The following is a 13,699-nucleotide window of genomic DNA, read 5'->3' as shown; positions in this document are numbered from 1 at the left end:
ACGAATGTTTGCGTTAACAGTTACGTTTCCCGACAGAAATTTCTAGAAAAGACCAAAATAGAAGGGTATGAGCAAACATCGAATCGCCGTTGTTCCTGGAGATGGCATTGGCCCTGAGATCACCGAAGCCACGATAAATATTCTTGAAGCTGCTGGATTCGACGCCGAATGGGTGTTTTTTGAGGCGGGACTTGGCGCAGTAGAAAAGGGTCTTGGACCGGTTCCAGAAGCCACGATCAACGGGATCCGTGAAATCGGTACCGCGCTGAAGGGCCCAACCACAACTCCAAAGGGTGGTGGTCACGCCAGCGCGAACGTGACGCTGCGCAAGAAGCTTGACCTGTTTGCCAACGTCCGGCCTTGCCGAATGCTCCCGGGCGTCGAGACTCCGTTTAGCAATCGAGACGTGGACATCATCATCGTCCGAGAAAACACCGAGGACCTTTATGCCGGCATCGAGTTCATGCCGCACCCAGACATCGCTCAGGCGATCAAGTTGATCACACGTCAAGGTAGCGAGCGATTGGTTCGATATGGCTTGCAAATGGCCGTTGAACAAGGTCGAAAGCGAGCCACAGCCGTCCACAAAGCGAACATTATGAAGCTCGCCGATGGCCTCTTTTTGGACGTTTTCTACAAGGTCGCGAAGGAATTCCCGCAGATCGAATGCGACGATATCATCGTAGACAACTGCTGCATGCAGTTGGTGACCCGTCCAGAGCAGTTCGATGTGATGATCACCGAAAACCTTTATGGGGACATCATTTCGGACCTATGCGCTGGATTGACCGGTGGGCTCGGCCTCGCTCCTGGGGCGAATATCGGCGTGGATTGCGCGGTGTTTGAAGCCGTTCATGGCTCGGCGCCGGATATCGCTGGAAAGGGCGTCGCGAATCCAACGGCACTCCTGTTGAGCGCGGTGATGATGCTGCGTCACCTCGGCGAGCACGATATCGCGAACAAGATTTCGACGAGCGTGATGCGAGTCTGCGCCGACGGAAAGTGCTTGACCATCGATCTCGGCGGAAAGGCAAGTACCAACGAGTACAAGTCCGAAGTGATTTCAAACGTCGCGAGCTAAATCGCGCAGAGTCACCATCTTTCGACCCGAGCTGACAGCCGCTTGGACTCGTGCAGTCCAGTCTCTCAGTCTCGGGTCGTTTTGCGTTAAATCATGCAAGGTGACTGCGTGGGCAATTTCGGCTCCAACGAGATTGCCATCGAATTGCGTGATCTCTTCGTCAAGTAGGGAGAACTCAGGCTTAATCCCATGCCTCGCAAAGAGTTCATCAGCCTTCGTTTGGCCACTGACCTTCCACCAATCCAGGTGATGCCCTTCGTTTAGGATCGCTTCAGCCGCGGCCGGAAATGCCCGCAAGGTCCGACTTGTGATGAAAAAATGAACCTTGAAACCGTGGTCGCGGCAAACCTGCAATAGCCTCAAAAGAACTGCCGGGTGGTCTGATCCCTCGTACGAAACGAAGTCCAAATCCACCCGTGCCAAGAAGTTCATCGGCGAAGAGAATTAGGCGTCTTGCAAGATTGCGATGCCGGGCAATGTCTTGCCTTCCAAGAACTCGAGCGATGCTCCACCGCCGGTGCTCACGTGTGTGACCTTGTCTGCGCATCCAAATTGTTCGATGGCGGCAGCGCTATCACCACCACCGACGATCGTGACTGCGCCAGACCGTGCGAGGGCTTCTGCGATAGCTTTAGTGCCGATCTCAAACGGCTTCATCTCGAATACACCCATTGGGCCGTTCCAGATCACTGTTCCAGCCTCAGAGATGATCTGTGAGAATTCCAAAACGGATTGAGGGCCGATATCCGCGCCGAGCATGTCCGAAGGGATTGCGTTCACGGCGACATCTTTCGGAGTAGCGGATTCGCTAAGCTCGGCCGTCACGAGGACATCGCTTGGTAGGGCAATTTTGTCGGAGTGGTTTGCCAAAAGGTCCTTGCAGAATTCGAAATTGGACTCATCAAAAAGTGATTTGCCGATTGCGTGGCCCTGAGCTTTAAGGAACGTGAAAGCCATGCCACCACCGATGATGAACTTGTCAACCTTGCCGAGCAGATTCTGGATCACCGGGATCTTGTCCTTCACCTTTGCTCCGCCCAAGATTGCGACAAACGGCCGCTTTGGATTGTCCAGCGCCTTGCCGAGGTATTCAATCTCTTTTTCGATCAGCTTGCCAGCTACACCTGGAATGATGTGAGCAACGCCTTCGGTGCTGGCGTGTGCTCGGTGAGCAGTACCGAACGCATCGTTGACATAGCAGTCTGCAAGGCTGGCGAGGGAAGCCGCGAAAGCCGGATCGTTCGCCTCCTCCTCTGGATGGAACCGTACATTTTCCAAAAGTAAAACGTCGCCATTGTTCATTCCGCCTACCATCGCCGCGACGGAATCGCCAACACAATCAGGCGCAAGCGGAACTGGCTTGCCAAGCAACTCGGTCAGCCGTGCAGCCACGGGTGCCAGGCTAAATTCTGGCGAGACTCCCTTTGGCCTTCCAAGGTGCGAGCACAAAATCACCTTCGCGCCTTTAGCGATGAGGATTTTGATCGTTGGAAGACTCTCGACAATCCGGCGATCATCCGAGATGCTCCCGGCTTCTAGAGGAACGTTAAAGTCGCATCGAACAAGGACTCTTTTGCCGCCTGCATCGAGAGAATCCACACCGAGTTTGTTGAATGACATGGCATGCAAAGTTTACCGGTTTCGGATGGTTGCGCTTTAAGTTGCTTTGAATCCGCACAGTTTGCCCAATTGTTGGATACAATGACGTTGGTGCATTCGTGTGCCACAGCAATATTCAAGGAATTGTTTCTCAATGCATAGTCGAAACATCAATCGCAGAGGATTTACCCTTATTGAATTGCTGGTGGTGATCGCCATCATTGCGATCCTCGCCGCGATTCTTTTCCCTGTGTTCGCTCAGGCGCGAAATGCCGCCAAGAAGACTCAGGATCTCAACAACATGAAGCAGCTCGTTTTGGGCTCGCTGATGTACGTTGGCGACAACGACGAGACCTATCACATGCTCCAGATGGGTCCGCGCGTGACTACGAACGTCAACCAAGCTATCGGCCCAGAAGACGTTTTGCAACCGTACGTCAAGAGTCAAGATGTTTGGCAAGCTCCAAACGACGGATTCAACCGCGAGATTTGCGGCACAACTGCAGCTATCGGTTCGAAGATCAGCTACTCGTTCACCTTCAAAGGAAACGACAATAACCCAGCCGAAACGAGCATGACCCACACGTTTGGTCTGCACGGTCTGACCAACGATACAGGCGTCTTGGTTTCGGAATCGGTTAACACAAGCACCGTCGGTGCTCCAGCAGACACCATCCACGTTTACGGACTCTGGATGACTAGCTCGTCCTGGAACCTTCGAAGCTGGTACCGATACTACAGTGCCAACCTTCGAAGCTGGCCCGTTTATCCAAGCTACATCACTTATGCGTGTGGTTCGGGCAATGGTCGAGGCGCAATCGGTGGTTACATGGGCCAATCGAACTGGGGTTTTGCTGACGGCCACGTCAAGAGCATGGCTCAGAACAGAATCATGGATCCACTCTGGGTGACCAATCCAAGTCTGGCCGTGACCAACAAGGCAAAGAACCTTGTTCACTACAGCGAAGACTTTAAGAACTAATGGACGATAAGAAGAAACTGGTTGTTTATGCCGTGCTGGCAGTAGTTGCCATCGCGGGCGCAATTTTCATGTTCGCGAAGTCAGGTGCTGCTGGCGAAGCTGGACAAGAAAAGGCCGTCGGATCACTTGAGGATAACACCAACAAGGAATCCGGATTGCCATTGAACCCACCTTCAAACGATCCAAACTTCAAAGATCCGAGCTTGCAATAAGCAAAGTGAATTGAAATAAATTGCCCACCTCAATCCGAGGTGGGCAATTTTTCTTTAGAGGGGACTGTTCGGAAGACAGTCCAGATCAAAATCGCTTCGATCGCCTTTCGCCAATCGAGCAGAGCCCGCCAGAGCAATCATTGCCGCGTTGTCTGTACAGAACTGGAAGTCAGGCACAAAGAGCGATGCGCCGATTGAATCGCAGGCGGATTTCATCTTGGTTCGAAGGGATTCGTTGGCGGAGACGCCACCAACCACCCAAATCGAGTGACATCCTACGGACTGTGCGGCTCGAATGGTCTTAGCAACCAATGCCTCGACAATTGCGTGCTGCACACTAGCGGCGGCATCGTTCTTGTTCAGCGATTCTCCCTCGCGTTCGACCAATCGAAGAACCGCCGTCTTCAGGCCGCTGAAGCTAAAATGGGCATCGTCGCCAGGAAGCGCGATCGGCAAGCTGTATCGCTTTGGATTTGCGCCCATCGCCGCGCGTTGGACCTCAATCCCCGAAGCAGAAGGCAAGCCAAGCAGCCGAGCGCTCTTGTCAAACGCTTCGCCTGCAGCATCGTCGAGCGTTTCGACGAGAATCTTGTATTCGCCGATTCCCGAAACAAAGACAACTTCGGTATGCCCGCCAGAAACGATCAATGCAATCGAGGGCAGCTTTGGTGGCACGTCTTGATTGGCGAAAACGCTCAACAAATGTCCTTCCAAGTGGTGAACCCCGATCAATGGAATTTTGTGCGCCCAAGCCAAAGCCTTGGAAGCGCTGACCCCCACCGAAAGTGCGCCGATCAATCCAGGACGATTGGTGACCGCAATCGCACCGATATCGCCAATCGACATGTTTGCCGTTTGCAGCGCTTCCGTAATGACGGGGATCATCGCCTCAACGTGGGCCCGGCTCGCGAGTTCGGGAATCACGCCACCATACTTACGGTGCAAATCGGCTTGGCTCGAAACAACATTAGAAAGAACTTTGCTGCCAACCGTCACGGCAGCGCTGGTCTCGTCGCAACTCGACTCGATCCCAAGTACCGGTGCGTCAAAAAACTGGATCAAATCTTGGCCTCGCTGAGGTCATACAGCCACATGATGTAGGCGTCCTCTTGATTGTCGGGATAGTAGTTCTTTCTGACCGCCGCGCGCGCAAATCCAAGCGAATCGTACAGCCGTATCGCGGGTTCGTTGCTCACTCTTACTTCGAGTGTCATACAATTCGCCTTGCGCTCCATCGATCCTTTGATCAGCTCGTGCATCAACTGCTTGCCGATCCCCTTGCGCCGATGATCTTGGCTCACCGTGATCGTTGTGACGTGGGCTTCGTCTTGAATCAGCCACACACCGCCATAACCGATGACATTCTGCCGCTCAAGCGCGACCAAAAAGTATGAATGTGGATTCTTGAGCTCGTTTGTGAAGGACTTCTCGGACCAAGGCGCCCCTTGCGAAGTCTTTTCGATCTCTAAAATCGCCGGAATGAGCTCAAATGAAAGCGGAACAAACTCCATCAACCGCCTAAATACGCTTCCTTCACCTTTGGACTCGCCAAAAGTTCTTGACCGGTGCCTGTGAGCACGATATTCCCAGTCTCAAGCACATAAGCGCGGTCAGCAATCGAAAGTGCCTTGTGCGCATTTTGCTCCACGACCAAAATGGTCACGCCTTCTTTCTTCAGATCGGTGATGATGTTAAAGATCTCCGCCACCAAGTTCGGAGCGAGGCCCATGCTCGGTTCATCCAACAGCAGCAACTTCGGGCGACTCATCAAAGCGCGGCCAATCGCGAGCATCTGTTGCTCACCTCCGCTCAAAGTGCCCGCGTTTTGCTTGAATCTTTCTCGAAGACGAGGGAATCGGTCCAGCACCTTTTCCATATCACTGGCGATTTCGTTGTCCGTCCGGATCGTGCTGCCGATTTGCAGGTTCTCATGCACGGACATATTGGTAAAAATCTTGCGCCCTTCCGGAGATTGGCTGATTCCCAGCTTGACAATCTCATTAGCGGGGAGTTCATGGATCGGTTGTCCCATGAATTCGATGCTGCCCGCCCGAGGTTTGATCAAACCGCTCAGACTTCGCATCAGCGTGGACTTACCAGCGCCGTTCGAGCCAATGATCGCCACGATCTCGCCCTGATTCACTTCGAGGCTCAGTTCGCGCAGCGCCTGAATCGCGCCATAAAAAACATTGATTCCTTTGACAACCAGCATATCGCGACTTGGATTATGAATGATTTACAGCCCGCGCTCCATATACACGATATCGTCTTCCGGATTATAGTTGTAAGCTTCGATCTCGTTGAACCCAAACCTCGTGTATAGCGCCAAGGCCGGAGTCAATCGCCGCAAAGTATCCAGCCGCACCGAGTGATGCCCCAACTCCTTTGCACGGTTCAACAGTTCTTGCATCAAACCCGTGCCAAAGCCCTGACTTCTAAACGCAGGCCGCAGATACATCCGCTTGATCTCGCACACTCCCGGCGATAACGGGCGGATGGCACCGCATCCAATCCAAGTTGCCCCGTCTTTCAGGAGCAAAATCGCGCCAAGCGGCGGGGAATATGCACCCGGCAGGCCAGCCATCTCCTCCTGGAACCCCTGAAAGCACAGATCAACCCCAAGTTCCAACTGATATTCCTCAACCAGCTCCCGGAATGCCAGAAGCCCAGCCGAATCCGATGGATCCCAAAACAAATCAGGCATAGCGAAGTGCCACCATGCGCCCATCCAGCCCGCAAGCATAGACCACGCCGTCCTTTGCAACGGGAGTCGAGAGCAGATGCCCCGTCCCCACGCGATATTGGTCCACCAACTTTCCCGATGCGGTGTGGATCATCGAGAGAGTGCCGTCCACCGAGCCGATAAACGCGTGGCTCCCATCCACAAACGGGGAAGAGTCGTAGATCGTGGCACCCGTTTCGACCATCCAAAGCTCCTTGCCAGCCAAATCCACGCAGCGGACTTGGCCTTTGTCGCCCAAACATCCGACAACGATGTGGCCTTCGCGGGTCACTGCCGGAGAAGAGTGGCCATATTTCTCACCCGGACTTTCAATTTCCCAATGTTTCCGGCCTGTCGAGCATTCGAACCGGAAAAGCCCGTTGCCATTCGCGGCAACGAACACAGAATCCTGATGCAGGCAAGGGCTCGAGATCGCAGGGCTGAACGCAAAGGTCTTTGGTTGACACAGTTCGCGCCAAACCACGGCGCCCGTCTCGACATCTAGCGCCACCATCGCGCTATCCCAGCACCCCGCATAGAATCGCTCGCCATCGGTACAAGCCACCGACTGGGCAAAGGCAGTATTGCTCTCGGGCATCGGCGTTTTCCAGATCGTTTCGCCGGTTTCTACGTTCAAACAGTAAAACGCTCCGGCACCCGCCAGGAAAAGCCGCGAACCCGCGAGAGTTGCCGAGCTGTAAACAGGGAACCCGAGCTTCTTGCGCCAGACTTGCACCCCGTTCCGGCGGCCAAACCCATACAAATGCCCGTCTGCGCTCCCCACAATCACCAATTTTTCGGTCACCAGCGGGGTCGAGTGGCAATATCCTTCGGTTTTAGAGTGCCAGAGCGTCCGCAGTGTCCGCCGATCGAGCTTCATCACGCTCCCATCCATTTGGCTGACAAACAAACCATCGTCTTCGGCGCGCAAATGCGACATCACGCCTCCCGGCAATGTCCGGTCTGCCAGCGGAACCAACGCAGAGTTGGTCCTCTGCTCGAACATTGGGAATTCGATCTCGGTGCCTAACTCCTTCAGCCGATATTGCAAGGTGTGCGTCCCAGAAATGAGGGAAGGCAGCTTCCAGTCTGCGGAAGGGGTCCAATTACCACGGTCAAGCCGTACATGAGTGAACGACTCTGTGTCAAAAGGCCCCACAAAATCCGGCAGCACGACCGCCGAACGCGGCTTCAGCGACTGCGAAACGATGGTCTTGGTTTGTGGATTTTCGGCGGATCGCCGCTTGACGATCATTGATTCATGCTCTAGATCGAAATCCAGCACCGAATACGAAAGTTGGTACAGCCCCTTGTTCATGAGCGAGGGGATTCCGTCGGTTTTCCATTCGATATCTTGATGCCCGTGGCCGTTCAGCCAGAGCACGACGTTTGAATTTCGGAACAACGCCCGGAGCGTCATCTCGTTGTCCACCATCAGCGAATCGCGCCCGACCCAATGATGCGTACACACGACCACCGGCGCAAGAGGCCCGATGCTGGCGAGCTTTTCGCTCAACCAATCCAGCTGAACCGCCTCATAATGCCCCCAATGGCTGAGCGGCACTGTGCTGTCCAGCAACACAAACCAAACTCCTTCGCGCTCGAACACGGAAAACGGCTGGTCCACAAACTCTTTATAGATTTGCGGGCCAAAAGGCGACCACCGCACATCATGATTGCCCGGGACGTGGTGGATTTTGAACGGCAACCCCTGCGTTATGGCGCGATAATTGGTGTATTCGCCGCGCCACCCGTAATCGGTGACGTCGCCGCCGTTGATTACGAGGTCCGGTTTTAGCTCGACGATCTCACCGAGCATTTTTGCGCACTCATTGACGTTGCGATTGAGCGCAACATGGGTGTCCGAAAAGAACACCACGCGCATTGTTTTGGATTTCGGCTGGGCAAAGATCTTTGTTGGAGCGAGAGTGAGCGCCGACGCTCCGACAATGAACTGGCGGCGGGTGAGTGCCATGCCCTAGTTTAGCCGGATGCTGGATGAGTGGGTCTCGGGTCGCATAACTGTTCGGTTCACGCCCTCGTTGGAAAATGATCATCTCCTGGCTAATGGGTACGCGCAGGTATTAATTTTCATGCTGTTTTGCATTTCGGCACAAAATTTGTTGCGTGACTGGCAGTTTCGTCTTATACTGAGAACTGAGGTTATGTAATGAATTCGTTCAAGTCACTCTCACTTTTGGCATCAGCCATGTTCTTCAGTTCGTTGGCGTCTGTTTCGTATGGGCAAGGGAGCCCTCCTGAAAATCCAGGTGAAACAGAATACGACGAGACCTACACCGACCCATTGCCAGTGCATTTGCGTCATGGTATTAACCTGGACGGCATTTACCAAGCCGACTGGGAATATAAAATGGGTAGGCCGTGTTACGACATGCGACGCCTTAGCAGCATGCTACTAGGTTTTGACTTCGAATACATCGCGCAACAAGGGTTCGATCATGTGCGGATTCCAATTTCTCCCATTGCATTTGGTGCAAAAGATCAAACTGGCCAAGTCGATCCAAATTATGAGTTTATCCGCGGTGCAACCGATACTGGCTTCTCAATATTATGGCCAGTTGGTTACAAAATCAAGGCACAGGACAGTTTTAATGCGCTAGCAACTGACATCATCGATGCGCAAGTTCAGGGACTGGATGTCATTATCGACTGCCATCCATGGGCCGTATCTGAGGTCCATTGGAACGATGCATGGGTGGGCGAATCGGGTACAACACCTTCACCTACTGGAACGTATTTGGAGAACTTTTGCACATCTAATTCCATTCCCAGTCTGATAACCTCGAACCATCCGTTACCAAAGTTTTGGGACTCGTTCTTAGCTGAACTTAAAACCCATCTCGAAATTTCGAGCAACCCTAAATATGTCGCTGGTCAAAATGTTTTCAAGGGGATTCATTTCGAGATTTTGAATGAACCAATGGTCAACTTTTGGGGGCAATTCAAAGATTCTCACTATGGACCAAAGTATTCAGTCGGCGTAACTTTTGCGCATGACAATCCTACCTACAAGACTTGGCTGTTCGATCAACTGGCGAATTGGAAGGCCATCCAAGCACAAACCATCAAGGCAATCTATTCAAGGGTCAACCCGGCAGATTCCAGGGTTATCGTTTCGACCTTGACTAACCTTGTTGATAGTTATGGCCTCCAACGCCGCGGTACGGCACAGTCTGATCCAACTTTCCAATTTTCACCTTTTGTCGCAGCGGACATGACAGGAATCGGAGGGCAAGTGGGTTGGAGCCGCAGGCTGATTTACGCATACCATCCTTATCTTCCTTTTAGATACACTCATGAACCTGGAAAGGAATACCTTAAGCGCAGGGACTATTATGATGATCTCGTTTTCCATTCGAGTTTCTTCTACCTAGATAACATCTGGGAGACGGGAGACCAGATTACGAGGATTAGAGCCTTGCCATACATGACAACTTGGCAGGCACAGTATGAAGGGACCGCAATGCTCGCAACCGAAGTCGGTGCCATCCATCCAACTGGTCTCGGGTTTGAATATGAGGACACCGAAATTACTGCACAATTACGGGGAATTCCTGAAGAAATGCGAGATAAATGGCTCTATGACATTCGTACAAGTCTAGAGAGCATGAATTCCGGATGGACGATCTTTGGCTACACCGGAACTTGGGGCATGACAAAGAGGGGTGTTCACCTGGAGAATTTCTGGCTACCCAACTATCCGACGCAACCCATCTATAGCCGGAGTGAGACGAGGAATGACCCGGAGCTGTTTTCAGAGCAAAATATCAGTGCACTTTTTGGTGATAGTCGCCCCGGAGGTCCAAATGATGAAGACTAAGATTGTGTCAGTTTTTTTTGCTCTGAGCCTTTTAAGTTCGCACTCTTCTGCACTCACATGGTCAATGCGGGAAGTGACAGCACCAGGCGAATCAGAACTCCGCTTTACTGGGATAAACAATGCAGGTCAGATTTCTGCCGACGGTAGAAATACCCAAAGCCTTTTCAGGATTAATACTAACGGACAGATTGTAACTGCAACACCTTCAGTTCACCAGCACACGAATTTCACGTCAGGTGGCATTAATGAAGCTGGCGATGTGGTTGTTTATGGAAATCCGATTCCTGGTTCTGGCCGTACTAAAGTTGGTTATTGGACTCCAGGCGTGGGAATGACCGACCTGATGGTGCAGGACAATGGACAGAACTATTGGTTCGAGTCATTTGCCATGAACAATGCCCATACCGCAGTAGGTTGGGCGGAGTGGTTTGGAAATGGCGGGTCTGGCGGAACTGGAAACGCCATCCGATATTCACCGACGAGTAGCTCACTCCTTGATCCGGGGTACTGGGACGGTTATAACCTTGCCAGGGACATTGATGAAGCTGGAACGATTGTAGGTTGTGTAAATTTCAATCCGATTCGGTGGAATCCCGATGGAAGCTATACGGGCCTTGCTTTGGCTGGTCACTTTGGCGTCGCCAGCAGCATCAATTCCAGCGGAATGATCAGCGGAGTCATCAGCAATTCCACCCGAAGATTCTTGGCAATCTGGAACGCTTCTGGACAGTTAATTCAGAAAATCGATATCGGAACTCGTGATCCAATTCCGTCTCCACTTGGTGAGACTAGCTTTATCAATGACAATGGTGAAGTAGTCGTGACCGGTTATGAAAATGGGGTCATTCGCCAGTACTTCTGGTCACAATCGACCGGAATGGTCGATTTTTCGAATTCCATTACAAATATTCAAAATGGACGAATCGCAATTACTGGGTTCAACAACAGAAGAGAGATCATTGCAACCGGTTACTTTGGAAACGTCTACAAGCAGAATCTACTCCTCACCCCAGTGCCGGAGCCATCTGAACTGATCGTTCTTGGAGTTGGGTTGGTGGGCGTCGCACTCCGGCGACGAAAGCGAACCCAATCGTAGGAAAATCGATCTTCCCGCCATTTGTTCAGCGCCAATGAACCTGTGGCGGGAGGATGTCTGGCACGCGCCTCGCCCGGTACCATGGAGCCATGAAGATGCGCGCGCTCGGGAAGTCGGGCCTTGAAGTTTCGGAAATCAGCCTCGGTTGCTGGACCATGGGGGGACTGAACTTTGTCAACGGCGTTCCAAACGGATGGGCGAATGTCGATGAAGCCGAGGTTCAGCAAGCCATCAAACTCGGCATTGACGCCGGAGTCAACCACTTTGACAACGCGGACGTTTATGGCAACGGACGCGCCGAGCGCATGCTCGCCCGATGTCTAGCGAACCTGGGAATCGACAACAAGTCGCTGATCATCGCCACCAAGATTGGGCACTTTGCCGGAACCGCTGAACACGCTTATGAGCCCGCACACATCCGACATCAGTGCGAGCAATCACTGATCAATCTGAAGCGTGAGTACATCGACCTGTATTACTTCCACCACGGGAACTTCGGCGAGAATGGGAAGTATCTCGAAGCCGCTGCCGAAACCATGCATCGCTTGATCGAAGAAGGGAAGGTCCGATTTGCGGGGCAGTCCGCGTATTCGGTCGAGGATTTCGCCCGAGCTGTGCCTGTGGTCAAACCGGTTGTCTTGCAAAGCTGGGGACACGCCTTGGCCGACGAGTTCATCAAAGAAGACTCGCCGCTGCAGAAGCTGATGACCGAACACGAGCTGAGCTTTGTCGCCTTTAGCCCATTGGCTCAGGGATTGTTGCTCGACAAGTTCGATCCTGAGAATCCTCCTGCGTTCGAAGATGGCGATTATCGCAAAAACAAGGAGACCTTTGGCACCGAGAACTTGCGAAAGCTCAAGCCGAAGCTCGCAACGTTAAAAGAGCGGTTTGGTTCGTCGATCGAAGACTTGGCCTCGATGGCGATCAACTATGTTTTGGCGATGCCGAATGTCTGCTGCGCCATCCCTGGATTCAGAAATGCCAACCAAGTTCGGTGCAATCTCGCCGCTGATGGTCGTACGCTCTCCTCGGAGGACGTGGCGTTCATTCGGCAGGTTCTGAACGGCTAAAGCTGGCTTTGAGATTCTGAAGACCTTCTGCTCGCAGCGACTGGATCGCCTGCATCCCTGCTGCGAGCTTTGCGGAAATGGCGTCTCGATCCCGGAGGACTTGATTGAGCGTGGACCGAATCGCCCCGAGATCGTCAAACGTGCACGACGGTACCGCGTTGCCGAGAATCTCCAGTAACCCATCGGTCTTGTGGCTGCCTGATGGCAAGGAGATAAACGGCGTGTGGACCGCCGCCGCGAAAATGTTCATGTGGTATCGACCGCTGATGAGGAGCTTTGCGCCTTCGATGACGGCTGCGACTTCGCTTGGGGTGGCTTCTGTCTGGATCCGGGTCACTCCTGGCTTCTCTCCGAAGCACTTTTGGTCGGCAGGGCCAGAAAGCAGCGTGACGACCGCAATTCCATTGGAAGATGCCCATTCTATGACGGCATCAAAGAACGCCTCGTAGTTCACATTGCGCAGAATCGCTGAGCCAGATAGACAGATGTATGGATCGCAGGGCGCATGCTCACTGGTCGAAGGCCGGACATCGAAAGCTGAATCTGGCAAGCACGACGCGTTGACTCCAATTTTGTTGAGATACTCCTTGGATACTGGCTCCCTTGCCGCGACGTACCGGAACTGCTGGAACACATGGCGAATCGCGGATTCAAACTCGGGGACGATTGGCTCGACCGAACCATTAATCGCCAACACTGGCTTGTCCAGGACCGTCGCCGCCAAATAGGGAAGCAATAGCAGCCGATCGCCAGTTGAGAACTTCTGGCCGTTCATGGTGCCTTCGCTCTGAAACACGACGATGTCTGCTTTCTGAACCTGATCCAGGTGCGCGCCGTAGATGACTCGCGCCGCTGACTTGAGCCAATCGCCCGGCAATCGGGTTCCTCGGAGTGCGGCGTGAATCCGCTTGCCCCAAATCAGTTCGACCGCACGGTCCTTCCATCCGGAGCTCAGTAGTGGCACCAAATGGAACTCTGCATCGCTCCCGAATACAGACCTTAGGTCTTCGAGCAGATTTTCGCTGGTCGCCCGTGATCCCCAATTCGCGCGATGCCCGGTGTAGTTCAAAACTGAAATCTTCAAAGCTTCTGTGTG

The 13,699-nt window shown here is 53.0% G+C and carries 14 protein-coding genes; 6 read left to right on the top strand and 8 right to left on the bottom strand.

Annotated elements, in window-relative coordinates; genetic code table 11:
• Positions 1-67: 67 nt before the first annotated feature.
• Positions 68-1,081, top strand: coding sequence for an isocitrate/isopropylmalate dehydrogenase family protein (locus J0L72_09355; protein ID MBN8690978.1), 1,014 nt, complete (start codon positions 68-70; stop codon positions 1,079-1,081).
• Here J0L72_09355 and J0L72_09350 read toward each other — a convergent pair.
• Together J0L72_09350 and J0L72_09345 are read right to left on the bottom strand one after the other, a co-directional pair.
• Positions 1,064-1,513, bottom strand: coding sequence for a hypothetical protein (locus J0L72_09350; GenBank protein MBN8690977.1), 450 nt, complete (start codon positions 1,511-1,513; stop codon positions 1,064-1,066). The two genes, J0L72_09355 and J0L72_09350, sit on opposite strands and share 18 nt — an antisense overlap.
• 12 nt (positions 1,514-1,525) lie before the next feature.
• The gene (locus J0L72_09345; protein MBN8690976.1) at positions 1,526-2,701 is read right to left on the bottom strand and encodes a phosphoglycerate kinase; all 1,176 of its coding nucleotides are present in this window, start codon (positions 2,699-2,701) and stop codon (positions 1,526-1,528) included.
• A 133-nt stretch (positions 2,702-2,834) separates the two neighbouring features.
• Between J0L72_09345 and J0L72_09340 the strand changes: the two genes are divergently transcribed.
• Complete coding sequence (locus tag J0L72_09340) at positions 2,835-3,662, top strand: prepilin-type N-terminal cleavage/methylation domain-containing protein (protein MBN8690975.1); 828 nt, start codon at positions 2,835-2,837, stop codon at positions 3,660-3,662.
• Entirely contained in the window at positions 3,662-3,874 is a 213-nt protein-coding gene (locus J0L72_09335; protein ID MBN8690974.1) for a hypothetical protein, read from the top strand. The genes J0L72_09340 and J0L72_09335 overlap by 1 nt, the downstream gene beginning before the upstream one ends.
• Before the next feature lie 54 nt (positions 3,875-3,928).
• Here J0L72_09335 and tsaD read toward each other — a convergent pair whose 3' ends face one another.
• From tsaD to J0L72_09310, 5 genes are read right to left on the bottom strand one after another with little or no spacing between them, the layout of a single operon-like run.
• Positions 3,929-4,936: a tRNA (adenosine(37)-N6)-threonylcarbamoyltransferase complex transferase subunit TsaD gene (gene tsaD / locus J0L72_09330; GenBank protein MBN8690973.1), complete on the bottom strand. Its 1,008-nt coding sequence runs from the start codon at positions 4,934-4,936 to the stop codon at positions 3,929-3,931.
• Positions 4,933-5,385: a ribosomal protein S18-alanine N-acetyltransferase gene (rimI, locus tag J0L72_09325; GenBank protein ID MBN8690972.1), complete on the bottom strand. Its 453-nt coding sequence runs from the start codon at positions 5,383-5,385 to the stop codon at positions 4,933-4,935. The genes tsaD and rimI overlap by 4 nt, the downstream gene beginning before the upstream one ends.
• Positions 5,385-6,086 (bottom strand): ABC transporter ATP-binding protein, encoded by a 702-nt coding sequence (locus tag J0L72_09320; GenBank protein MBN8690971.1) that lies wholly within the window; start codon positions 6,084-6,086, stop codon positions 5,385-5,387. The genes rimI and J0L72_09320 overlap by 1 nt, the downstream gene beginning before the upstream one ends.
• A 24-nt stretch (positions 6,087-6,110) precedes the next feature.
• Positions 6,111-6,578: a GNAT family N-acetyltransferase gene (locus J0L72_09315; protein ID MBN8690970.1), complete on the bottom strand. Its 468-nt coding sequence runs from the start codon at positions 6,576-6,578 to the stop codon at positions 6,111-6,113.
• Complete coding sequence (locus tag J0L72_09310) at positions 6,571-8,571, bottom strand: PQQ-binding-like beta-propeller repeat protein (GenBank protein MBN8690969.1); 2,001 nt, start codon at positions 8,569-8,571, stop codon at positions 6,571-6,573. Before J0L72_09310 ends, J0L72_09315 begins: the two co-directional genes overlap by 8 nt.
• 222 nt (positions 8,572-8,793) lie before the next feature.
• Here J0L72_09310 and J0L72_09305 point away from each other — a divergent pair, with 222 nt between their 5' ends.
• From J0L72_09305 to J0L72_09295, 3 genes are all read left to right on the top strand, one after another.
• Positions 8,794-10,437, top strand: coding sequence for a cellulase family glycosylhydrolase (locus tag J0L72_09305; protein MBN8690968.1), 1,644 nt, complete (start codon positions 8,794-8,796; stop codon positions 10,435-10,437).
• A gap of 4 nt (positions 10,438-10,441) precedes the next feature.
• Positions 10,442-11,533: a PEP-CTERM sorting domain-containing protein gene (locus tag J0L72_09300; GenBank protein ID MBN8690967.1), complete on the top strand. Its 1,092-nt coding sequence runs from the start codon at positions 10,442-10,444 to the stop codon at positions 11,531-11,533.
• 89 nt (positions 11,534-11,622) lie between these two features.
• On the top strand, positions 11,623-12,603 hold the full coding sequence (locus J0L72_09295; GenBank protein MBN8690966.1) for an aldo/keto reductase: 981 nt from the start codon (positions 11,623-11,625) through the stop codon (positions 12,601-12,603).
• On the opposite strand, the gene J0L72_09290 is transcribed toward J0L72_09295, so the two are convergent.
• Entirely contained in the window at positions 12,578-13,687 is a 1,110-nt protein-coding gene (locus J0L72_09290; protein MBN8690965.1) for a polysaccharide pyruvyl transferase family protein, read from the bottom strand. The two genes, J0L72_09295 and J0L72_09290, sit on opposite strands and share 26 nt — an antisense overlap.
• Positions 13,688-13,699: the final 12 nt, after the last annotated feature.

Source organism: Armatimonadota bacterium (assembly GCA_017303935.1).
Taxonomy (GTDB): domain Bacteria; phylum Armatimonadota; class Fimbriimonadia; order Fimbriimonadales; family Fimbriimonadaceae; genus JAFLBD01.
This window is presented reverse-complemented; position numbering and strand designations above follow the sequence as displayed.

Bases quoted from the DNA above. Each gene is read 5' to 3' on its own strand.
- rimI (MBN8690972.1), bottom strand. From the start codon at position 5,385: ATGGAGTTTGTTCCGCTTTCATTTGAGCTCATTCCGGCGATTTTAGAG.
- J0L72_09320 (MBN8690971.1), bottom strand. From the start codon at position 6,086: ATGCTGGTTGTCAAAGGAATCAATGTTTTTTATGGCGCGATTCAGGCG.
- J0L72_09335 (MBN8690974.1), top strand. From the start codon at position 3,662: ATGGACGATAAGAAGAAACTGGTTGTTTATGCCGTGCTGGCAGTAGTT.
- J0L72_09350 (MBN8690977.1), bottom strand. From the start codon at position 1,513: ATGAACTTCTTGGCACGGGTGGATTTGGACTTCGTTTCGTACGAGGGA.
- J0L72_09310 (MBN8690969.1), bottom strand. From the start codon at position 8,571: ATGGCACTCACCCGCCGCCAGTTCATTGTCGGAGCGTCGGCGCTCACT.
- J0L72_09315 (MBN8690970.1), bottom strand. From the start codon at position 6,578: ATGCCTGATTTGTTTTGGGATCCATCGGATTCGGCTGGGCTTCTGGCA.
- J0L72_09295 (MBN8690966.1), top strand. From the start codon at position 11,623: ATGAAGATGCGCGCGCTCGGGAAGTCGGGCCTTGAAGTTTCGGAAATC.
- J0L72_09355 (MBN8690978.1), top strand. From the start codon at position 68: ATGAGCAAACATCGAATCGCCGTTGTTCCTGGAGATGGCATTGGCCCT.
- J0L72_09345 (MBN8690976.1), bottom strand. From the start codon at position 2,701: ATGTCATTCAACAAACTCGGTGTGGATTCTCTCGATGCAGGCGGCAAA.
- J0L72_09340 (MBN8690975.1), top strand. From the start codon at position 2,835: ATGCATAGTCGAAACATCAATCGCAGAGGATTTACCCTTATTGAATTG.